Here is a 22200-nt window from a genome sequence, read left to right as displayed (position 1 = left end):
GGAATTGATCTCCTTCGGGATTATTCGCCGGTGAACCGCGGCGGGCGCTTCTCGGCAAAGGCGGCGGCGGCCTCGGTCTTGTCGGCGGTGCCGCTGAGCAGCGCAAAAAGGCTGCGTTCCAGCGCCATGCCGGCGGCGAGATGCAGGTCGGCGCCGGAGCGCGCGGCTTCCTTGACGTAAACGGTCGCGGCGGGGGCGCGGGCGGCGATGCGCGCAGCCAGCTCCACTGCCTCGGCCAGCAGGCTTTCACGGTCCTTCGCCAGCCGCGTGACGAGGCCGATGCGATGCGCCTCCGCGGCGTCGATCCGGTCGCCGGTCAGCAGCAGGTCCAGCGTGCGCCCGAGGCCGAGGATGCGATGCATCCGCTGCGTGCCGCCCGCGCCGGGGATCAGGCCGAGCCCGGTTTCGGGCAGCGAGAAGCTCGCGTCGGGCGAGGCCATGCGGATGTCGCAGGCGAGCGCGATCTCGAGGCCCCCGCCGAGGCAGAAGCCGTGGACCGCGGCGATGACGGGCGTGGCGCAGCGGTCGAAGGAATCGACCCAGGCCCGCCCCATCATCTCGCGGCGCACGGCTACGGGGCTGCGCGGGGCGCGCGGCTCGGTGATGTCGGCGCCGACGCAGAAACCGCGGCCCTCGCCGCCATGAATGACGATGGCCCGCACCTCGGGGTCCTCGTCCAACGCGGCGAGCGCGTCCGGCAGACCGCCGCGAATCGCGTTGTTGATCGCGTTCATCCGCTGCGGGCGGTTCAGCGTGAGAACCGCGACCGCGCCCTCGCGGGTGACGACGATCGCCTCGGCTCCGTTCGGTTGCATCCCGTCAGGCACTCCGCACCGCCTTTCCTTCAGAGCCCAAGCGCACACCGGCGCGGTTCCGGTCCCAGGTCTCGGAGGTCACGCCACGCTCGCGCAGGTCCTTCTTCTTGACCTTCTCGGAGGGTGTCTGCGGCAGGCTGTCCATCACCTCGATGTAGCGGGGCACCATATGCGACCCCATGCGATCGTCGCACCAGGCGATCAGCGCCGCGTGGTCGAGCGTCTGCCCGTCGCGCATGATGATGCAGGCCTTCACCTCGTCCTCGCCCGCCTTCTCGTCGGCACGCACGCCGATCACCGCGACCTCGGCCACGCCGGGGAAGGTGCGGATGACGCTCTCGACCTCGAAGGAGGAGATGTTCTCGCCGCGCCGGCGCAGCGCGTCCTTCACGCGGTCCACGAAGAAATACCAGCCGTTCTCATCCCGGCGCATGGCGTCGCCAGTGTGGAACCAGAGGTTGCGCCAGGTCTCGACCGTCTTGTCCGGCTGGCCATAATAGCCGCTGGAGATGGTGCCCGGATGCTTGTGGCGGATCAGCAGCTCGCCGATCTCGCCCTCGGCCACCGGCTCGTCGGTCTCGGGATCGGCGAGGCGGACCTCGAACCACTGATCCATCAGCACGCCCGACGCGCCTTCCGGCCGCTTCGCGCCGCGCGGGGTCTGGAAGATGTTCGAGATCTCGGTCTGGCCGAACCCGTCCACGAACTCGATCTCGCCGAAACGCTCGGTGAACTCCCTCGCCAGATCGAAGGCCAAGGGCGCGGCATAGATCGTCCGCAGCTTGTGGTCGCGGTCCTCGGGCGAGGGCGGCGTGGCGCAGATGAAGGCCATCGTGGCGCCGATCAGGTTCGACACCGTGGCACCAGAGCGCCGCGCGCGGCCGAAATAGTCCGAAGCCGAGAACTTGGGGTAGAGGACGCAATGGGCGCCCGCGATCAGGCAGGGATAGATGGTCAGGAACTGGGCGTTGCCGTGGAAGAACGGGAACGCCGTCATGTAGACGTCATCCTCGGTCAGGCCGACAAGCTGCACGTCCTCCTCCGCGAAGAAGTAGAACTGCGAATGGGGCATATCGACCCCCTTCGACCAGCCGGTGGTGCCCGAGGTGTAGATGATCGCCGCCCGGTCTTGCGGTGTGACCTCCACGCCGGGGTTGGCGGTGTTGTCGGTCCAGAGTTCGTCGAAGGCGCGGGTTTCGACCCGGCCCAGCGCGGGCTCCGCCTCGTCCAGCAGGTAGCAGCGCGTCAGATGCGGCACCTCGGCCTCAACCTCGACCAGGCGCGGCAGCAGCTCGGCGCAGGTGACGATGGTCTTCGCCTTCGAGAGATTGAGTTGATGCACGAGGAAGGCGCCCTTCTGCACCGGGCCGACCGGCACCTCGACCGCGCCGATCTTCTGCAGCGCCCACCAGAGCAGCACGAATTCGAGGCTGTTGGGGAGGTAGAGGACGACCAGGTCGCCCTTGCCGATCCCCGCCGCGGCCAGGCCATGCGCCAGCCGGTTCACGCGGGCGTTGGCCTCGGCGAAGGTGAGGATCTCGCCCTCGTCGGTCCACTGGATGCAGGGGCGGTCGGCGCGGTGGACGGCCTGATGCTCCAGCACCCTGGGCAGAACCCACATGTCGCGCGGGAAATGCGGGGTGAAATGCGGGTAGGTCAGCACCGACATCGGTCAAGCTCCCATCCTCGGCCGGCGGACCGGACCGGCGCATGGCCGTCGCGCCATGGCTCCTCCGGCGGAACCTCTAGCAAGCACGGCTTGTCTGGGCAAGCGTAATTCTTCATGTAGAAGATGTTTCGGTATTGCGATAGAACGGCGGCCGCAGCGGTTGCGCGCGGAGGAGGAACGATGGACTGGACACTCTGGCAATGGCCGTTCTTCGAGCCGCGCCACCATGAGATCGCCGAGCGCGTCGCCGCCTGGCGCAGCCCCGTGCATGACCATGAGGTCACGGAGGCCAGCCTGCCCGAAGCCTGCCGCGAGGTCGCGGCCTCGCTGGCGCAGGCCGGGTTCCTCGACCTCGTCGTTCCCCGCGAGGGCGAGGCCATCGACCTGCGCGCCGTCTGCCTCGCGCGCGAGGGGATCGGCTACCACTCGGCGCTGGCCGACTGCGTGCTGGCGATGCAGGGGATCGGTGCGGGCGCCATCGTTCAGGCCGGCAACGCGGCGCAGAAGGCGCTGCTCGACGGCTTCCGCGACGGCAGCAAGATCGCCGCCTTCGCCCTGACCGAACCGCGATCGGGCTCGGACGTGGCGGGGCTGGAAACCACGGCCGCGCGCGACGGCGACGATTATGTGCTTAACGGTGAGAAGGCCTATATCTCGAACGCGCCCTTCGCCGACCACTATGTCGTGCTGGCCCGCACCGGCGAGGCCCCCGGCGCACGCGGACTTTCGGCCTTCTCAGTCCCGGCCGACACCCCCGGCCTGATCGCCGGCGAGGCAACGGCCCTGATTGCCGCCCATCCTGCTGGCCCGCTGCGCTTCGACAACTGCCGCATTCCCGCCTCCGCCCTGATCGGCGAGGCCGGGCGCGGCTTCCACCTGGCGATGGGGGTCTTCGACACCTTCCGCACCTCGGTCGGCGCCTTCTCGATCGGCCTCGCCCGCCGCGCCTTCGACGAGACCGTGGCCCGGGTGCGCGAGCGCGGGCTTTTCGGGGCACCGATGGCGGAACTGGCGGGGGTCCAGGACCAGATCGCCGCGATGAACGTCGAGATCGAGCTCGGGGCGCTCGCCGTCTATCGCGCGGCCTGGGCCAAGGACACCACCGGCGGGCGCTGCACGCGCGAGGTCTCGATGGCGAAGCTGGTGGGGACCGAGAACGCGGGACGCGCCGTGGACCGGGCGGTCCAACTCTGGGGCGGGCTGGGCGTCACGCGAGGCTCGATCATCGAGCAACTCTACCGCGAGGTGCGTGCCGCGCGTATCTACGAAGGCGCATCGGAAGTGCAGCAACTGGTCATCGGCCGCGCCGTGCTGAAGGGTGCCCCATGATCCGCCGCAAGACCGCCATCGCGGGTCTCGGCGCCACGCCTTACTGGAAGCGAGGACAGTCGGCGCCGCGCACGATGAACGAACTCGTGGGCCAGGCGATCATCGCCGCCTGCGCCGACGCCGGGCTTGAGGTGACGGAGGTGGACGGCCTTGCCTATTACTCGGGCGGCTTCGACTCCTCCTATCTGATGGAGACGCTGGGCATCCCCGAACTGCGCTTCTCGGCCATGCTGACCGGCTCCGGCGGCGGCTCGGCCGGGGCGGTGGGGCTGGCCGCCGCGGCAGTGGTCGCCGGCCTGGCGAAGCACGTGATCGTCGTCGGCGGCAACCAGCAGGGCGAGGTCCGCTTCGGGTCGATCACGAAAAGCTACGACCGCACGCCGGCGAACGCCTTCTTCGAGGCTGCCGGGCTGATCGGGCCGGGGCACATGTTCGCGCTGCTGGCCCAACGGCAGATGCATGACTACGGCTACACGCGCGAGATGTTCGGCGCGGTGGCGATCAACGCACGCGAGAACGCGATGGAGCATCCGCTGGCGCTGATGAAGAAGCCGCTGGACATGGACCTCTACCTCAGCGCGCCGCCGATCGCCGATCCGCTCTGTCTCTATGACTTCTGTCTCGAGTCGGACGGTGCGATCGCGGTCCTCGTCACCTCGACCGAGCGCGCCCGCGACCTGCGCCGCAAGCCGGTGATCGTGCAAGGGTCCACGCATGGCGGCGAGCGGGGCTGGGGTCGGTCGCTCTACTGGATGAACATGCCGGCGGGGCAGTTCCTGTCCTCGGGCCATCGCAGCGTGGCCCGCGATCTCTACGCCCAGACGGGCGTGGGGCCGGAGGACATCGACGTGGCGCAGATCTACGACCACTTCACCCCGCAGGTGATCGCCCAGCTCGAGGATTACGGCTTCTGTAAGCCCGGCGAGGGGGGCGGGTTCGTGCTCTCGGGCGCGATCCGGCGCGGCGGCAGCCTGCCCATCAACACCGACGGCGGGCAGCTGTCAGGGGCCTATGTCTGGGGCATGACCCATATCCGCGAGGCGGTCGAGCAGATGCGCGGCACCGCGCACCACCAGATCGCCGGGGCCGAACTTGCGCTCGTGACCGGCGGCCCCTCCAACGCGCCGATGAGCGGCCTGATCCTGGCGGAGAGTTGAGATGTCCGAGATCGCCGTCAGCCCGCCCGAGGCGCTCTTCACCCTCGCGACCGACCGCTGGACCGCGCCCTTCTGGGAGGCCGCGCGCCAACGCCGCCTGACCGCCTGCCGCTGCGGCAACTGCGGCGCCTTCCGCATGCCGCCGACACCCTTCTGCCCGGAATGCCGCTCGCAGGAGGTGGAGTGGCCGGATCTGCCCGGCACGGGTACGCTCTTCAGCTTCAGCGTGGTCCGACGGGCCATCACGCCGGAGATGGAGGGGCACCTTCCCTATGTCCCTGCGCTCGTCGATCTGGACCAAGCGCCCGGCGCGCGGCTGATCAGCAATGTCGTGGGCTGCAGGCTCGGTGAGTTGCGGATCGGCGCGCGGCTGGTCGTCGGCTGGCGCGAGCGGTCGGACGGGGTGGTGCTGCCGGAGTTCCGGTTGGGTGAGTAGAGCCAGAGGGCGGTGCGTGCGAGCGCGCGCCGCCTGTGCCGTCAGACAGCGACCCGTCTCTCCCGCAGCAGCAGCGCCGAATACAGCGCGAAAGCCATGCCGGCGCAGCAGACCAGCACCACCGCCGCGAGTTGCACGATGTCGCTGCCGAAGCCGGCCACCGTCACGCCGATCGCCCCGACGGTGAACTGCGAGGCGCCGAAGATGCCGGTGGCCGAGCCGCGAAGGTCCGGCGAGAGGCCGACGGCATAGGTCAGCGTCAACGGCGCCATCGTGCCCGCCATCAGCGTGTAGAGGAAGCCCGCGACAACGAAGACCGGGACCGTCAGAACGTCCCATGTGACCGCGCCGAGGAAGATCAGCGCCCCGGTGAGGCCCACGCCCGACATGATGACGAAGGTCCGCGCGAAGCCGAAGCGGCGCAGAACCCGACCCGACTGCAGGTTCCCCATCAGCAGCCCGAGCACGAAGATCGAATAGAAAATCATCGCGTCGTTCAGCGACCGGCCTAGCCGCTCCATCGCCACGAAGGGCGACGCCGTCAGCAGCACGAACATCGTCGTGGTGACGAGCGAACCGCCAATGACCTGCAGCAGGAACGGCCGCGAGCGGATCAGGGCCAGGTACTTCCGCAGGATGCGGCGCATCGGCTCGGCGCGGCTGGCCGCCGTCTCGGTCAGGCCGAAGGACACCCCCGCCATCGTGACGAGGCCGAGAAGCGACAGCAGCAGCGCGATTCCGCGCCAGCCGAAGGTGCTGGCGATCCAGACGCCGACCACCGGCGCGAGCGTGGGCGAGATGAGCAGCACCGAGTTCACCGCCGCGATGGTCCGCGCCGCATCGGTCCCCTGCGCCGTGTCGTGGACCACCGCCCGGCCGAGCACGAGGCCCGCGCAGCCACCCGCGGCCTGCGCCATGCGGGCCAGCAGCAGGGCGTCGAAGCTCTGCGCCAGCATGGCCGCGAGTCCGGCCAGCGTGAAGAGCCCGAGCGCGCCCAGCAGCACCGGCCGCCGCCCGAAGCGGTCCGACAGCGGGCCATAGACCAGCTGCCCGCCGGCGATGATGAACATGTAGAGGCTGATCGTCAGCTGCGCCTGGCCGGTATCGATGCGGAATTCCTCGATCAGCTGCGGCAGCGCCGGGACGAAGATGTGCATCCCGATGGTCGCCGAGCCGATGAGCAGCGCCAGCACCCAGAAGGGACGCCGGACCGCGTCCCCGGTCATGGCTCAGCCGCCCCAGAGGGCGAGGAAGGCCCGCGCGGTCTGGACATGGGCAATGTCGATATGCTCGCCCCGATAGATCACCGCGCCCTCACCCTTTGCCTCGGCCTCGGTGAAGGCGGCGATCATGCCGCGGTAGAAGTCGAACTCCTCCTCCGCGGGTGAGTAGATCTCGTTCACCACCGGCACGTTCGAGGGGTGCAGGACGATCTCGCCAGTGAAGCCCAGCGTCTTGTTGAACCCGGCCGCGCGGCGGAGGCCGTCGAGGTCGTGCACCTCCTGCCAGAGGCCGCCGATGATGAAGGGCTTGCCCGCCGCCCGCGCGGCGACGACCGCGCGCGAGCGCAGGTAGAGCGTCTCGGTCCCCTCCGGCGTCCAGCGGAAGCCGAGGTTGCGCTCGAGGTCGGCGCCCTTGGCCGTCACCTGCACCAGATGCGCGACGCGCGGGTTGCTGACGATGTCATAGACGAACTCGGCGGCCTTCGCGGTCTCGATCGGCACGATCAGGCGGACCGACCCGATCTGCATGCCCCGGCGATGCTCGATCTCGGCGATCAGGCGCGAGAGATATTCGATATCGGTCGGGTCCTCGGCCTTGGAGACGAAGATGCCGTCCAGCCCCGGCTGCACGACCGCGCGCAGGTCGTCCACGTCATAGGCGTGGGGGCCCCGGTTGGTGCGGACATAGAGCCGCGGGCCGGTGCCCGCGAGGCCGGGGATCAGCCTCGCCACCTTCTCGCGCGCCTCGACCTTGAGGGCGTCCGGCACGGAATCCTCGAGGTCGAGGACGATGGCGTCCGCGCCCAGCGTCGGGATCTTGGCGATGAACTTGTCCTTGTGGCCGGGCACGAACATCAGGCTGCGGATCGGACGCATCGGAGCCTCTCAATAGGAGCGCGGCAGGCCGAGGATCTTCTCGGCGATGTAGGACAGGACGAAGTTCTGCGAGATGGGCGCGATCTTCCAAACGCGGGTCTCGCGGAAATAGCGCTCGACGTGGTACTCGGCCGCGTAGCCGTAGCCGCCGTGGGTCTGCACCGCGCGGTCGCAGGCATCAAAGGCCGCCTCGGTGGCGAGATACTTGGCCATGTTGGCCAGATCGCCACAGGGCAGCCCCTGGTCGTATTGCCAAAGCGCCTTCTGCGTCACCAGGTCCGCGGCCTCGAGCCGCGCCAGCGAATCGGCCAGCGGGAACTGCACCCCCTGGTTCATGCCGATGGGCCGGTTGAAGACGACCCGCTCCTTGGCATACTGCGCCGCCTTGTCGATGGCGCGGCGGCCGACCGCGATCGCCTCGGAGGCGACGAGGATACGCTCGGCGTTCAAGCCGTCGAGGAGGTAGTGGAAGCCCCTGCCCTCCTCGCCAACGCGGTCGCTCTCATGCACGCGCAGGCCGTCATAGAAGACCTCGCAGGAGCCGACCGCCTCGCGCCCCATCTTCGGGATTGGACGGATGGTGACCGCGGGGTTCTGGATGTCCGCGAGGAACAGCGTCATGCCATCGGTCTTCTTGCGGCACTGTTCCAGCGGGGTCGTGCGGACCAGCAGCAGGCATTTCTGCGACTGCTCGGCCTTCGAGGTCCAGACCTTGCGGCCGTCGATGACGTAGTGGTCGCCGTCGCGAACGGCGGTGGTCTTGATGCTCGTCGTGTCGGTCCCGGCGTCAGGCTCGGTCACGCCGAAGCAGACATGCAGGTCGCCCGCGACCAGCGGCGGCAGGTATTTCTGCTTCATTTCCTCGCTGCCGAACTTGATGACCGGAGTCATCCCGAAGAGCGAGACATGGACCGAGGTCGCCGCGGACAGCGCCCCGCCGGAGCCGGCGACGCGCGACAGGACCAGCGCGCCCTCGGCCAGGCCGAGGCCTGCGCCGCCATATTCTTCTGGCACGATCAGGCCAAGGAAACCCGCCGCGGCAAACGCGTTGTAGAACTCCCAGGGGAACTCGTGCGCGCGGTCCTTCTTCATCCAGTAATCGTCGGGGAAGTCGCGCATCAACGCGTCGATCGCGTCCCCGAGGATGCGGTGGTCGTCCGAGCCCGCGAAGTCCATGCTATTCGGCCTCGGCCGGGCGCTTACTCATCAGCCCGACCTGACGGGCGATGCAGACCACCTCGTCACGCTGATTGTAGCCGCGATGCTCCATCGTGACGACGCCGGCGTTGGGATACTTCTTGCTCGGGCGAACCTCGATCACTTCCGATTCGCTGCGGAGCGTGTCGCCGATCCGCACCGGGTTCGGGAAGCGAATCTGCTCGTAGCCGAGATTGCCGATCAGCGTGCCGAGCGTCAGCGTGCGCACCGCGACGCCGTTGGTGAAGGCGAGCGTGTAGAGGCTGGAGACGACGCGCGAGCCGTAGATCGACTTCTTGCCGAACTCCTCGTCCAGATGCAGCGGCTGGTCGTTATGCGACAGCGCCGTGAACATCAGGTTGTCCACATCGGTGACGGTGCGCGTGACCTGGTGCTTGTAGATCTGACCGGGTTCCAGTTCTTCGTAGTACTTGCCCATCTCGGCCTCCTCACGCCGCGCGACCAACTTGCCCATGCAACTAGGCTGTCAGCCCCAGCCCTGTCAAGCGGCAAGACACGCGCATAGCTGTGACTTCCAGCGCGCACACCGCCCAAGGTGATTGACATCCTGCCGCAGCTTGCCCAAGAGAAATCTGGACAACTTTGAGGGATCAGCGATGGACGGGGGCGTGATGGGACTGACGGGCGAGCGGGTGGCCGCGATCGACAAGCTCTTCAACGCGCGCGCAGTCGCCGTGGTCGGCGCCACGCCGGACCTGACCAAGCTCGGCAGCTCGGCCATCGTTGCCATGCACAACCTCGGCTACAAGGGCGACATCGTCGCGGTGAACCCCAAGTATCAGGAGATCATGGGCCACCCCTGCGTGGCCTCGATCGATGATCTGCCCGACCACGTCGAGGCGGCGATGCTGAACGTCCCCGCCGACGCCGCGATCGAGGCGCTCGAAGCCTGCGGGCGCCGCGGCATCAAGGCGGTGGTGCTGGTCGCGCAAGGGTTCGGCGAGGCTGGCGGCAAGGGCATCGAGCGCGACGCCCGTGTGATCGCCGCTGCGCGCGACTACGGCATGGCGATCACCGGCCCCAACACCAACGGATTGGCCAACGTCAAGGACGGCCAGGCGCTTGCCATCGCGCCGGCGTTTCAGTTCGCGGGACGCGTCAAGGGGGGCAATGTCGCGGTGATCTCACAAAGCGGCGCGATGGTCTCGACCATCCTGTCGAAGATGACGCCGCGCGGGATCGGCATCTCGAAGACCGTGACCTGCGGCAACGAACTGATCCTGAACGTCGCCGACTACCTGGCCTACATGGCTGCCGATCCCGACTCGGACGTGATCGTGCTCTTCCTCGAGACCGTGCGTGACCCGCAGGGACTGAAGGACAGCCTCGCCCTCTGCCGCGCCGCCGGAAAGCCGGTCATCGCGCTGAAGATCGGCCAGTCGGACAGCGGCCAGAAGGCTGCGCTGTCGCATACCGGCGCCATCGCCGGCAGCTACCGAAACACCGTGGCCTTTCTCGAGCGCGAGGGGGTGCTGGTGGCCGAAACGGTCGAGACGCTGGCTGCCGTGACCGAGCTGGTCATGCGCCAGGAGTGGCCCCTGGCCGAGCCGGCGAAGCCCTGCATCGTCTCGATCTCGGGCGGCTTCGCGGCGCTCGCGGCCGACGAGATGGCGCGCTGCGGGCTGACGCTGGTCGACCCCTCGCCTGCCGCCGCGGCGGAGTTGACCGCACTGCCGACGCAGAGCCATCCGGTCAATCCCTATGACATCGCGGCGCAGAACGCGCTCATCCCGACGATCATCGACATCTTCCGCCGTGACGATTTCAATCAGCTGATCTTCGGTCTCGCGCTGCTCAAGGACGATATCCGCCGCGGCGTCACGCAGATGATTCTCGATGCCAAGGCTGCGGGCTTCCCGCAGGTTTACATCGCCTCTCCCGAGGTGGACCCGGCGGAGAAGGCCGAGTTCCAACGCCACGGCATCACCGTGTCGGAGGACCCGCGCCCTCTCTTCCAGGCAATGGAGCTTCTGGCCCGGTGGCGCGGGCCGCGGACGGAGCCGACGCCCCATGCCCCCGGCGCGGGCTCCCTGCCCAAGGGCGAAGGGCTTCTTGACGAGGCGGCCAGCAAGTCGGTGATCGCCGGCCTGGGCTTTCGCGTGCCGCAGTCGCATGTGCTGAAGCCCGACGAGGGGCTGGAAGCATTCGCCGGTCTGCAGCGCCCGCTGGTCGTTAAGGGCCTCTCCGACAAGATCGCGCACAAATCCGAGCATGGGCTGGTCGCGCTCAACCTGCGGAGCGACGCCGATCTGGAGGCCGCCATCGGTCGCGTCCGCGCCAATCTCGCCACGGCCGATCCCGGCGCCGACCGGCTGCTGGTCGAGGAGATGATGGGCGGCGGGCTGGAGGCCATCGTCGGGGTCCAGCGCGACCCGGTCCTCGGGCCGATGATCGTGGTCGGCGCGGGCGGCATCCTGGTCGAGCTTCTGGGCGACACCGCGGTCCTCGCCCCGCCCTTCACGAAGGAGGAGCTGGGTGCCGCGCTCGACCGCACGAGGTTCGGCAAGCTGCTCCACGGCTACCGCGGCCAGAAGCCGGACCGGGAAGCGCTGATCGCGGCCGCTCTGGCCGTGGGCCAGATCGCGCTCGACAACCCGCAACTCGAAAGCCTTGACATCAATCCCCTCTTCGTCATGGAGCAAGGCGTTTGCGCCGTGGACGCGAAGATCTTCCTCGCCGCGAAGGATGACTAGGCCGGAGAGACCCTTGACCGGACGGAAGCCCAGGACCATCGGCTATCGCCAGATCGCCTCGACCCTCGTGAGCGAAATACAGGGCGGCAAGTGGACGCTGGACTCGCCCTTTCCGACCGAAATGGAGCTGGTCGAGCGGTTCCAGGTCGGGCGCAACACGGTGCGCGAGGCGCTGCGGGAACTGCAGGACCTCGGCTACATCAAGCGTCGGCGCGGGGCGCGGTCGGTGCTGGTCAACGCCAGCCCCGAAAGCGCCTTCGTCAACGCGGTCCGCTCGGCCGAGGAGTTGCTGGACTACGCCAAGATCACCAAGGCCACGATCCTCACTACCGAGACGGTCATCGTGGACGACAAGCTCTCCCGGCGGCTCGACATTCCCGCTGGCAGCGAATGGGTGCGCCTGGGGCTCCTCCGTCACCGTGAGGGGCAGGCGGCGCCCTTCGCCTATTCCGAGGTCTATGTCCTGCCGCGCTTTGCCGATGTGATCGAGAGCTTCGGCGCCGAGGGCGAGCTTTTCAGCCTGATCGAGCGCCGCCACGGCATCGTCATCAGCCGGGTCGAGCAGGAGATCGAGGCGACGCTGGTCGACGCCAACATCGCCTCGCGGCTGAGCGTTCCGGTCGACTCGCCCTCGCTCTTCGTTCGCTCGAAATTCTATTCGAGCGAGGGGGATCTGGTCGAGATCGGCCTCGTGAGCTTCCCCGCCAGCCGCTACAAGGTGCGCCTGGCACTGGATCGCCGTGGCGCAGCCGCGGCGGCGGCCTAGGCGGGTTCGTCGTCAGCTCCGCGTCAGCCCTGCGGCGCCACGCTGCGCCAGCGTGACCTGCATCCCGCCATCGACCACGATCTCCGCGCCGGTGATGAAGGCGGCGGCCGGGCTTGCGAGATAGAAGATAGCTTCGGCGATGTCCTCGGGCGTGCCGAGGCGGCCCAGCGGGTTGCGCGAGCGCGCGAGCGCCAGTCCCTCTTCGGTCTGGTAACGTTCGGGCGACATGCTCGTGGGGACCGAGCCCGGCGAGACGCAGTTGGCTCGCACGCCCAACGGCCCCCATTCGAGCGCCATCTGCCGCACCAGCATGATCTGCGCCGCCTTCGACACCGAATAGGCGCCGCACATCGGCGTCGGGTTGTGGCCGGCAACCGAGGTCGTGGCGACGATGCTGCCGCCGCTCTCGCGCAGATGCGGCAGCGCGGCCACGCCCAGCGCCCACGTAGCGCGAGTGTTCACCGCCTGCACCCGGTCCCATTCCTCCACGGTGAACTCGGCCAGGGCCGCCTTGAGGTTGACCCCGGCGTTGGAGACAAGCACGTCGAGCCCGCCAAGAGCCTCCACCGCCGCCGCGACGATCCGGGCAGGGGTCTCGGGTTGCTCGAGGTCGCCGACCGACGCGACCGCCTCGGGCACCTCGGCGGCGCGCTCCCGCACCGCAGCGTCGCGGTCGGCCATCAGCACGCGCGCCCCGGCAGCGGCGAAACGCTTCGCCGTTGCGAGCCCGATCCCCGAGGCTGCGCCGGTGACGATCACGCGCATCCTCATGCCGCAAGGATGCGAGCGAGGGCGTAGGCCTGCCGCGTGGCGAAGACCATGCGGCGCGGGGCGAAGGCGTCGCCCAGCAGATGCACATCGCCCCGCCGCTCGGACAAGGCGTCGTAGAGCGCCGAGTCCGACCGCCCGCCGCAGGCCAGCGCGATGCTGTCGAAGCCGTCCAGCCGCGTGCGCCGCTTGGAGTAGATCTGCATCGTCTCGACCCAGTCCGGGCCGATCGTCGTCACCTTCTCCATGGCCCTGATCTCAACGCCCATCTCGTCCAGCCGGGCGAGTGGCCCGCCGATGGAATAGCGGCCGAGCAGGATCGCGGGCGTGTTGGTGCCGTAGACCAGCACCACCTCATGCCCGCGCGTCGCCAGATGATCAGCGAGGGCCAGCGGCTGCATGTGGTCCTCCTCAGCCACGACCAGCACCCGGCGGCCCGGCGTGACCGTGCCGTTCAGGATGTCGCGCGCTTCGAGGGCCGCCTCGGCTCCGGGCACCGGCGGGCGGCGGCCGGCGGCGCCGGTGGCGATCGCCACGACCTCAGGGGCCAGCAGGTCATCGGCTTCCGCCCGCCGGTTCAGTGTCACCTCAACCCCCAGCCGCTCGAGTCGCGCCGTCTGCCAGTCGAGGAACCGCGCCAGCCGCTCGTAGCGGGGCGCGCGGGTGGCGATGCGCAGTTGGCCGCCAAGCTCCGACGCCGCCTCCCAGAGCCGGACGCGATGCCCGCTCTCGGCCGCGAGCGCCGCGAGCTCCATTCCCGCGGGACCGCCGCCGACCACCAGCAGCTCGCGCGGCAAGACGGCCTTCGGGATCGGCCCCTCCAGCTCCTTGGCAGCCATCGGGTTGACCGCGCAGCCAAAGGGCAGCCCGTCCACATAGCGGCGGTTGATGCAGTCGTTCGCCGCGATGCAGGGGCGGATCAGGTCGGTCTTGCCCTCCCGCGCCCTCGCCAGCAACTGCCCGTCGGCCACCTGCGCGCGCGCCATGCCGACCACATCCGCATCGCCGCGCGCGAGGATGCCCTCGGCCAGATCGGGGTGATCGACCAACCCTGTATAGACCACAGGCACCGTGACCGCCTGCCGGATCGCCCCGGCACAGGCCGACCACTGGCCGGGATCATATTGCTGCGGCTGGATGTAGCTCGGGCTGCCCCAATGCGAGCCGACCACGACTGAGACGTAGTCCACGCCCGTCTCCGACAGGGCGGCGGCGATGCGGATACCCTCTTCGGCGTCGTAGCCGCCCGGCATCTCCTCGAAAGCATTGAGGCGGATGCCGACGACCCGCCCCGGCAGCTCCTCGCGCACCGCGGCGAGCAGGCGGCGGGCGAAGCGCAGGCGGTTCTCGAAGCTGCCGCCGTAGTCGTCGGTGCGGGTGTTGGTGAGGGGCGAGAGGAACTGCTCCACCAGATCGTCGTGATTGAAATGCATCTCGACGCCCGCCAGCGGCGTCTCTGCGACCATCCGCGCGGAGTGGCGGTATTCCTCGACGATCGCGTCGATGTCGCGAGGCGTCATCACATGCGGATGGGCGTTCGCGACCGGGTTCGACAGCACCTCGGATGGCGCGTTCGGATAGCCGCCGATCATCGTCATCTGGATCAGCACATGCGTTTCATGTGCCGCAAGGCGTTCGGTCACGAGCCGCGAGCGTTCGGCGAACTGTGGCAGGCGGAAGAAGCCGAGCGTTTCGGCCGAGAGACCCGAGGGCTCGAAGCCCGGGATGAAATGGTTACCCACCCGTCCGGTGATCGTTACCCAGGCCACGCCTGCCGCGGCCCGCTCCTCCAGATAGGCGAGGGTCCGCGCCGCGTCCGCCTCCGATCCCCAGAGGTTGCCGATCGCCGAGAAATGCGGCGGCATCATCACCCGCGACTTGAGCCGCAGCGGTCCGAGATCGAGCGAGGAGAAGAGGTGGGCATAGCGCGCGGGCGCCGGGGCGGAATCGGGCATGCTGCCTCGCAAAAAGAAAGGGTCCCCGAAGGGACCCAAGCCAGGAGAAGCGTTCAGTTCTGCGGCACGCCTGCCGTCTTCCAGCGCAACGCACGATCCGTCACCCTGGTGATCAGCCAGTCCACGATCAGCGCCACGACCAGCAGTCCGGCAATGGCCGCGAAACTCTGCGCCGCCGAGAACTGGCTGGCGCCTCGGGCCAGCAGGTAGCCCATGCCTTCGTCCGAGGCGAGCATCTCGGCCACCACCACGCCGACCAGGGCATAAGGGACCGAGATCTTCAGCCCCGCTGCCACCCAGACCAGTGCCGAGGGGATGATGACCCGCAGTGCCACCTGCAGCTGGTTCGCGCCCATGATCCGCACGGCCGAGATGAGCTCGCTGCTGACCTCGCGCACCCCGAAATAGGTGTTGTAGTAGACGAGGAAGAACACGATCGTGGCCGAGAACATGACCCGGAATTCCATCCCCAGGCCGAACCACATCAGGAACAGTGGCGCCAGCGCGAGGCGCGGCAGCGTGTAAAACGCCGTCACGATCGGCTGCAGCACCTCGCCCACACGACGCCAGGCGCCGGTGACGAAGCCCAGCAGCATTCCGGCCGAAGCGCCCAGCAGGAAGCCGAGCGCCGTGGCCTGGATCGTCACCCAGAGATTGCGCGCAAAGGTGCCGTCGCCCAGCCAGCGGACGATCTGCGTCCAGATATCCGAGGGTTTGGAGACCATCAGCTTCGGCACCCAACGGTCCGAGGCGTATTCCCACAGAAGCAGGAAGGCGCCGATCAGCACGACCTGCAACACAAGGTTCTCGAGGCGGCGGCGGGTGGGACTGATCCGCACCGGCGCCTTGCGGGGAACACGGGCAACGCGGGCAGCGGGGGCGTGATCGGTGGACATGCTGGCATCCGTCATCTGGTGCTTCCCTCTCAATGCGCCAATGTCCGCGCCTTGGCGGCCTTGGTCTCCGCGTCGGCCTCGCGCATCAGTTCGCGCAGGTGCCGTTCCAGCTCGAAGTAGCTTTCCTCGTTGCGAACCTGCGCGAGCACTCGGTTCTTGCCGTAAGGCGGACGGATCTCTTCCATCACGCGCAGCGGCAGGCCGCCAAGCACGAGGATCCGGTCGGCGAGCAGGATCGACTCGGAGATGTCATGGGTGATGAAGAGGACGCTCTGGCCGGTGCGGGCCACGGTCGAGAGCAGCTCCTGGTGCATGACCTCGCGCAGCTGCGCGTCCAGCGCACCGAAGGGCTCGTCCATCAGCAGCATTTGCGGATCATAGACGATCGACCGCGCCAGCAGCGCCCGGCGCTTCATGCCGCCCGAGAGCTCGGAGGGGAACTTTTCCTTGGCGTCGGCGAGGTTCACCAGCCGAATCACTCGGTCCAGCCGCTCCTCGCGCTCGGCGCGCGAAACCTTTCGCAGCTCGAGCGGCAAGGTGATGTTCTTGGCGACCGACGCCCAGGGCAGCAGCGTGTCGCCCTGCGTCATGTAGCCAACCTCGCGGTTCAGCCCCCGCAGGGGTGCACCGTCGAAATCGACATCGCCTCTCAGCGGGTGCAGCAGCCCGGCCGCAAGATTCATCAGCGTGGACTTGCCACAACCCGAGGGGCCCAGCAACGCAACGAATTCCCCGCGCTCGACCTGCAGGTCGAAGCCCTGAAGCAACTCGACCTCGTTCTGATAGCCGAAATGCACGTCATGGATGTCAAGAAGCATCGGGTTCCCTCGGGGCTGATCGCAAGGGCGCGGGGCCGCACCGCGGCCCGGCGCGGCTGGCTCACTCCGCGCGGGCGGAGGGAATGACGACCTTGTCGAAGGCCGCGGCGGTGTAGTCCTTGCCGGTGCTGCGGGCCTGCATGTCGATCGACTGCTGCCAGGCTTCCGCGGTCGTGGCGGCGCCGTCGAGATAGGCGGTCTGCGCCTGGCTGAAGCCGTCGTCCCACAGCTCCTGGGCGAGATCGGGCGCGAACTCGGCCTTGATCTTCTCGGATGCGGTCGGATCGTTCTTCAGCGCGTCGACAGCGTCGGCATAGGACTGGTGAATGCGCTCGACCAGCTCGGGATTCTCGTCGACCCAGTCGCCGCGGGCGTAGACGGTGACGTAGGGCAGCGTCGAGAACTCCTCGATGTCGCCACGGGCCATCGAGATCCAGCGCACGCCGGAGCCGTCTTGCAGCAGCGGCGCCAGCGAGCCGATGGTCCAGAGCGACCCGTCGATCTGGCCGTTGCGGATCGACTCGATCATCGCCGGCACGTCGCCCAAGGTTGCATAATGGATGTCGTCGAAGCTCAGGCCGGCCTTCTCGAGTGTCGCACCGAGCGTCAGGTAATGCGCCGTCCCGGGGGCCGAAGTCGTCAGCGTCAGCCCTTCCAGAGCAGCAATCCGATCCCCGATCGGCGCGTCCGGCGCGACGCCGAGGCGCTCGACGGTCTTCGCCGACAGGAAGATTTCGTTGATCGGGCCGGTCAGGACCGCGATGGCCCGCAGGTTGGCGCCCTCGGCGATTGCGTCGACCCCGGTCGGCGTGCCGACCTGGCAAAGCTCGACCGAACGCGACAGCAGCGCCGCGATGCAGTTCGGCGACGCGCCCCGCAGGTCGGTGACGCTTATCTCGATGCCATTGTCGCCGAAGATCGTCGGATCGACCATCGCGATGGTCAGCGGCCCGTGCGCGACCGAGGTCGATGCAGTGGCGATGCGGATCTGGTCCGGCGCGGATGCGTCCTGCGCCTGCGCGGCAAAACCGAAGGCCGACAGGCCCAGCACAAATGTCAGCGTTGTGGCTCTCATCCCATTCCTCCCTGGCTGGGGCGCCCGCTGATCCTCCGTCAGCCGTCCGATCCACTCCCGATCGTCCGAATCCCCGCTTCCGGGCACACTAGGGGAGCGGGCGGCCGCGGGCAAGAAGTTTTCAGCATGAAGAAAGGCATTCTCTATGCTGGACGGTTCTGCATCGCCTCCCGGGTACGGAAAGCAAGACGCGGCAGCCTGCGGCCGCCGCGTCAAGCGCTGGGTCGCGGCAGGTGAAGCCGCGGCCGTATCCTCCTGTCACTCGCCCCGCGCGGTGCCGATCACGACCTTGTCGAAGGAGGCGGCGGTGTAATCCTTGTCCGAGGCGGAGGCCTGCAGATCCAGCAACCGCTGCCAAAGGGCCTCGGTGGTGGCGCCGCCGCGCAGGAAGGCCAACTGCGCCTGCTCGTAGCCGTCATCCCAGAGGGCCTGGTCCATGTCGGGGAAGAACTCGGCCTTGATCGCGGCCGAAGAGGCCTCGGGATCGTCGATGAGGCGATCGATCGCATCGGCATAGGCGGCCTGCACGGCCGCCACGCGCTCGGGGTTCTCCTCGACCCAGTCGCGGCGGGCGAAGACGGCGACGAAGGGCAGGCCCTCGTATTCCTCGACATCCCCCCGTGCGAGACTGATCCAGCGCACGCCCTCGCCGTCCACCAGCAGCTGCGCCAGCGAGCCGAAGACCCAGAACGCGCCGTCGAGCTGGTTGTTGCGAATCGACTCGATCATCGCCGGGACCTCGCCCAGCGTGCGGTAGTTCAGGTCGTCCCACGACAGGCCCACGGTGCCGAGCATGGCGTCGCCGAGCGTGTAGAGCGCCGAGCCCGGCGCAGCAGTCGAGATGCTCAACCCCTTGAGCGCGCGGATGCGCTCCGCGATCGGCGCGTCGGGGGCGACGCCCAGCCGCTCGACCGTGTCGTCCGACAGAATAACCTCGCCGCTGGGCCCCGAGACGGCCACGATGGCGACCAGATCGGCGCCCTCGGCGATGGCGTCGGTGCCGGTGGTGGTGCCGACCTGGCAGAGGTCGGCCGAACGCGACAGCAGCGCCGCGATGCAGTTCGGCGAGGCGCCGCGCAGGTCGGTCACCTCGAGATCAAGCCCGTGCGCCTTGAAGATCGACGGATCGGCCGCAGCGAGCGCGATCGGGCCATGCGCGATGTTGATGGCGGCCGCGGCGACATGGACGCTTTCCTGGGCGAGCGCGGCACCGGCCGTCAGCCCGAGGGCGGCGGCACTGGCGGCGAGTTGTCGGAATTTCTTCATGATGATGTCCCGTCCTCTCCTGACACGCGGCATGACCGCGGTTCCCCAGTCTATGCGCATGACCGGCTCCGGCAAGGCCGCCGAGGGATGCTGATTGCCCTTTACATCGGTCCAGCAATGTTGTCTATCCAACTTTGCAAACTTGTTCCGAAGGAGGGGAACATCATGCAAGGCCTGATCGCCGCGCCGGCTCACGGCGCGCTGCCCTCCCCGGAACTGCTGCGGGACTGGATGGCGCGGCTGGAGCGCGCCGACCTGCTGCAGGAGGCGCAGCGCCTGAAGCGGCTGGGCCACGGCGATCTCGTGTCCTTCTCGCCCAAAGTCTTCATTCCCCTGACGCAGCTCTGCCGCGATACCTGCGGCTACTGCACCTTCGCCCATCCACCGCGGAAGGGTGAGCGCGCCTTCATGACGCCCGAGCAGGTGCTGGCTGTGGCCCGCGCCGGCGCCGCGGCCGGCTGCACCGAGGCGCTGTTCACGCTGGGCGAGCGGCCCGAGGACCGCTACCGGGTGGCGCGCGAGGAACTGGTCGAACTTGGCCATGCAACTACGCTCGACTACCTGGCCGCGATGGCCGCGCTGGTCCTGCGCGAGACCGGCCTGCTGCCGCACCTGAACGCGGGCGTCATGGCCGAAGCCGACCTTGCCCGTCTGCGGCGGGTGGGCGTCAGCCAGGGCCTGATGCTGGAAGGAACCGCGCCTGTGCTGCTGGCGAAGGGGGGGGCGCATTACGGCTCGAAGGGCAAGATCCCCGCCGTGCGGCTGGAAACCATCGCCGCCGCCGGCCGACAGGCGATCCCCTTCACCAGCGGCATCCTGATCGGTCTCGGCGAGACCCGCGCCGAGCGGGTCGAGGCGCTGCTCGCCCTTGAGGCGCTGCACAGTGAGCACGGCCATATCCAGGAGATCATCGTCCAGAACTTCCAGCCGAAGCCTGGCACCCGCATGGCCGACGCCGCCGCGCCGTCGATGGAGGAGCTTCTCTGGACCGCCGCCGCCGCCCGGCTGATCTTCGGGCCAGAGATGAACATACAGGTTCCGCCGAACCTGAGCTTCGACCGCTTTCCCGAACTGCTGGCCGCCGGGATCAACGACTGGGGCGGCGTCTCGCCGGTCACGCCCGACCACGTGAACCCCGAGGCACGCTGGCCGGACCTCGACCTCCTGCGCCGGACGACCGAGGCTGCGGGTGCGACGCTGGTTTCGCGGCTGCCGGTCTATCCGGCGCATGTCGCAGCCCTCGACCGCTGGGTCGATCCCGTGCTGCATGCGCCCGTCCTGCGCGCCGCCGATGCCGATGGCTGGGGCCGCGCCGACCCCTGGGCGCCGGGCAAGGCAGGGATCGTGCCCCGCCTGCCCCGCCTCGCGCCGCGCGCCACGCCCGATCTCGACGCGATCCTCCACCGCGCCGCCGATGGCTACCGTCTGAACGCCGCTCAGATCGCCCGCCTGTTCCGCGCCCGAGGCCCGGAGGTGCAGGCCATCGCCACCGCCGCCGACGAACTGCGCGCCCGCGCGAACGGCGACCTCGTCCGCTATGTGGTGAACCGCAACATCAACTACACGAACATCTGCGCCTACAAGTGCAGCTTCTGCGCCTTCTCCAAGGGCAAGACCGCCGATCACCTGCGCGGGCGGCCCTATCTGGTCGACCTCGACGAGGTCAGCCGCCGCGCGGCCGAGGCCTGGGACCGCGGCGCGACCGAGGTCTGCATGCAGGGCGGCATCCATCCCTCCTTCACCGGCCGGACCTATCTCGACCTGATCGCCGCCGCCAAGCGCGGGGCGCCAGGCATCCATGTCCACGCCTTCTCGCCGCTCGAGGTCGCGCACGGGGCCGAGACGCTGGGCCTGTCCGTTTCGGCCTATCTCGAGCGGCTGCGTGACGCCGGCCTCGGCAGCCTGCCCGGCACCGCGGCCGAAGTGCTGACCGACCGCGCCCGCGCGCTCCTCTGCCCCGACAAGCTGACCGTGCAGGGCTGGCTCGACGTGATCGAGGCCGCGCATGGCGTGGGGCTGCCGACCACCTCGACCATCATGTTCGGCCATATCGACGGGCCGGACGACTGGGCCGCCCATCTGCTGGCGCTGCGCGATCTGCAGGAGCGCAGCGGCGGCATCACCGAGTTCGTTCCCTTGCCCTTCGTCCACATGGAAGCGCCGATGTATCACCGCGGCCAGTCGCGGCAGGGGCCGACCTTCCGCGAAGTGGTGCTGATGCATGCGGTTGCGCGCCTCGCGCTGCATCCGCTGATCCCGAACATCCAGGTCTCGTGGTGCAAGCTGGGGGCAGAGGGGGTCCTGGCGGCGCTGAACGCCGGGGTGAACGACGTCGGCGGCACGCTGATGAACGAGAGCATCTCGCGCGCGGCGGGAACCGAGTTCGGACAGGAACTGCCGCCCGCGCAAATGGACGCCCTGATCGCCCGCGCCGGGCGGAAGGGCGCGCAGCGCTCGACGCTCTACGGGACCGTGCCGCCCGGACAGACAGCCCGCAGCTACGCCGCCGAGCCGCTCGCGCCGCTGGTGACGGGCGAAATCACCCCGCGCGCCCGGCGCGCTGCCTGATGGAGTCGCAAATGACCGAGAAACCGACCATCGCCATCATCGGCGGCACCGGAGCCGAGGGCGGCGGGATCGCCCTGCGACTGGCCAATGCGGGCTATCGGGTGGTGATCGGCGGCCGCGATGCTGCAAAGGCCGAGGCGGCCGCCGCGGGGATCAACGCGGAGATCGCCAAGGACAACGCGACCGGGGCGACGTCCGCCGAAGCCGCCGCGCGGGCCGATGTCATCCTCCTGACCGTCCCCTACGCCGCGCAGCGCGACACGGCACTCGCGCTCCGCGAGCAATTGCAGGGCAAGGTGCTGATCGACGCGACGGTGCCGCTGATGCCGCCCAAGGTCGCCCGCGTGCAGTTGCCCGAGGGTGACAGCGCAGTGGCGAACCTGCAGGCCGAACTGGGCGAGGGCGTGAGGGTCGTGGCCGCCTTCCAAAACGTCTCGGCCCATCACCTGCGCGACCTCTCGCATGAGGTGGAATGCGACGTGCTGGTCTGCGCCGACGATGCCGAGGCGGCAGGGGTCGCGGTCGGGCTGGCCGAGGCGATGGGTCTGCGCGCCTATCATGCCGGGCCGGTCGCCAATGCCGCCGCGGTCGAGGCGCTGACCTCGCTGCTGATCTCCATCAACCGCCGCTACAAGTCGCCCGGCTCGGGCATCCGCATCACCGGCGTCTGAC

At 68.8% G+C, this 22200-nt stretch carries 19 protein-coding genes; 7 read left to right on the top strand and 12 right to left on the bottom strand.

Features of this window, described 5'->3' with window-relative positions; genetic code table 11:
* Window positions 1-20 precede the first annotated feature (20 nt).
* Window positions 21-815, bottom strand: a complete 795-nt coding sequence (locus tag GI374_RS00425) for an enoyl-CoA hydratase/isomerase family protein (RefSeq protein WP_154335049.1) — start codon at window positions 813-815, stop codon at window positions 21-23.
* Window positions 816-819: 4 nt separating this feature from the next.
* On the bottom strand, window positions 820-2484 hold the full coding sequence (locus tag GI374_RS00420; RefSeq protein WP_154335048.1) for an AMP-binding protein: 1665 nt from the start codon (window positions 2482-2484) through the stop codon (window positions 820-822).
* A gap of 180 nt (window positions 2485-2664) precedes the next feature.
* Between GI374_RS00420 and GI374_RS00415 the strand changes: the two genes are divergently transcribed.
* Genes GI374_RS00415 through GI374_RS00405 form a run of 3 tightly spaced genes read left to right on the top strand, consistent with a single transcriptional unit; the run spans window position 2665 to window position 5406 of the window.
* Window positions 2665-3813: an acyl-CoA dehydrogenase family protein gene (locus GI374_RS00415; RefSeq protein WP_154335047.1), complete on the top strand. Its 1149-nt coding sequence runs from the start codon at window positions 2665-2667 to the stop codon at window positions 3811-3813.
* Window positions 3810-4970 carry a thiolase gene (locus tag GI374_RS00410; RefSeq protein ID WP_154335046.1) on the top strand — a complete coding sequence of 387 codons (1161 nt, stop codon included), beginning with the start codon at window positions 3810-3812 and terminating at the stop codon, window positions 4968-4970. The genes GI374_RS00415 and GI374_RS00410 overlap by 4 nt, the downstream gene beginning before the upstream one ends.
* A gap of 1 nt (window position 4971) precedes the next feature.
* The gene (locus GI374_RS00405; protein ID WP_154335045.1) at window positions 4972-5406 is read left to right on the top strand and encodes a Zn-ribbon domain-containing OB-fold protein; all 435 of its coding nucleotides are present in this window, start codon (window positions 4972-4974) and stop codon (window positions 5404-5406) included.
* 41 nt (window positions 5407-5447) lie between these two features.
* Here the strand turns inward: GI374_RS00405 and GI374_RS00400 are convergent, their stop codons facing one another.
* The 4 genes from GI374_RS00400 to GI374_RS00385 are packed head-to-tail and all read right to left on the bottom strand — an operon-like array spanning window position 5448 to window position 9177.
* Window positions 5448-6632, bottom strand: a complete 1185-nt coding sequence (locus tag GI374_RS00400) for an MFS transporter (RefSeq protein WP_154335044.1) — start codon at window positions 6630-6632, stop codon at window positions 5448-5450.
* Between the two features lie 3 nt (window positions 6633-6635).
* Window positions 6636-7505, bottom strand: a complete 870-nt coding sequence (locus GI374_RS00395) for a CoA ester lyase (protein WP_154335043.1) — start codon at window positions 7503-7505, stop codon at window positions 6636-6638.
* A gap of 9 nt (window positions 7506-7514) precedes the next feature.
* A complete protein-coding gene (locus GI374_RS00390) occupies window positions 7515-8681 on the bottom strand; it encodes an acyl-CoA dehydrogenase family protein (RefSeq protein ID WP_154335042.1) in 1167 nt (388 codons plus the stop codon).
* Between the two features lies 1 nt (window position 8682).
* Window positions 8683-9177 carry a MaoC family dehydratase gene (locus GI374_RS00385; RefSeq protein ID WP_229582410.1) on the bottom strand — a complete coding sequence of 165 codons (495 nt, stop codon included), beginning with the start codon at window positions 9175-9177 and terminating at the stop codon, window positions 8683-8685.
* 142 nt (window positions 9178-9319) lie between these two features.
* On the opposite strand from GI374_RS00385, the gene GI374_RS00380 reads away from it, so the two are divergent.
* The gene (locus tag GI374_RS00380; RefSeq protein ID WP_154335041.1) at window positions 9320-11416 is read left to right on the top strand and encodes an acetate--CoA ligase family protein; all 2097 of its coding nucleotides are present in this window, start codon (window positions 9320-9322) and stop codon (window positions 11414-11416) included.
* Window positions 11417-11429: 13 nt separating this feature from the next.
* Entirely contained in the window at window positions 11430-12182 is a 753-nt protein-coding gene (locus GI374_RS00375; RefSeq protein ID WP_195759791.1) for a GntR family transcriptional regulator, read from the top strand.
* Window positions 12183-12194: 12 nt separating this feature from the next.
* Here GI374_RS00375 and GI374_RS00370 read toward each other — a convergent pair whose 3' ends face one another.
* From GI374_RS00370 to GI374_RS00345, 6 genes are all read right to left on the bottom strand, one after another.
* Complete coding sequence (locus GI374_RS00370) at window positions 12195-12947, bottom strand: SDR family NAD(P)-dependent oxidoreductase (protein ID WP_195759790.1); 753 nt, start codon at window positions 12945-12947, stop codon at window positions 12195-12197.
* A 2-nt stretch (window positions 12948-12949) separates the two neighbouring features.
* A complete protein-coding gene (locus GI374_RS00365; RefSeq protein ID WP_154335038.1) occupies window positions 12950-14905 on the bottom strand; it encodes an NAD(P)-binding protein in 1956 nt (651 codons plus the stop codon).
* Window positions 14906-14958: 53 nt separating this feature from the next.
* Entirely contained in the window at window positions 14959-15816 is an 858-nt protein-coding gene (locus GI374_RS00360; protein WP_154335037.1) for an ABC transporter permease, read from the bottom strand.
* A gap of 14 nt (window positions 15817-15830) precedes the next feature.
* On the bottom strand, window positions 15831-16619 hold the full coding sequence (locus GI374_RS00355; RefSeq protein WP_154335036.1) for an ABC transporter ATP-binding protein: 789 nt from the start codon (window positions 16617-16619) through the stop codon (window positions 15831-15833).
* A 61-nt stretch (window positions 16620-16680) separates the two neighbouring features.
* The gene (locus GI374_RS00350; protein WP_154335035.1) at window positions 16681-17694 is read right to left on the bottom strand and encodes an ABC transporter substrate-binding protein; all 1014 of its coding nucleotides are present in this window, start codon (window positions 17692-17694) and stop codon (window positions 16681-16683) included.
* Window positions 17695-17952: 258 nt separating this feature from the next.
* Window positions 17953-18960 carry an ABC transporter substrate-binding protein gene (locus GI374_RS00345; protein WP_195759789.1) on the bottom strand — a complete coding sequence of 336 codons (1008 nt, stop codon included), beginning with the start codon at window positions 18958-18960 and terminating at the stop codon, window positions 17953-17955.
* A 165-nt stretch (window positions 18961-19125) separates the two neighbouring features.
* Between GI374_RS00345 and cofH the strand changes: the two genes are divergently transcribed.
* Complete coding sequence (gene cofH, locus GI374_RS00340) at window positions 19126-21528, top strand: 5-amino-6-(D-ribitylamino)uracil--L-tyrosine 4-hydroxyphenyl transferase CofH (protein ID WP_154335033.1); 2403 nt, start codon at window positions 19126-19128, stop codon at window positions 21526-21528.
* An 11-nt stretch (window positions 21529-21539) separates the two neighbouring features.
* Entirely contained in the window at window positions 21540-22199 is a 660-nt protein-coding gene (gene npdG / locus GI374_RS00335; RefSeq protein ID WP_154335032.1) for an NADPH-dependent F420 reductase, read from the top strand.
* Window position 22200: the final 1 nt, after the last annotated feature.

Origin of the sequence: Paracoccus sp. S-4012, assembly GCF_009674885.1 — a bacterium.
Taxonomy (GTDB): domain Bacteria; phylum Pseudomonadota; class Alphaproteobacteria; order Rhodobacterales; family Rhodobacteraceae; genus Paracoccus.
This window is presented reverse-complemented; position numbering and strand designations above follow the sequence as displayed.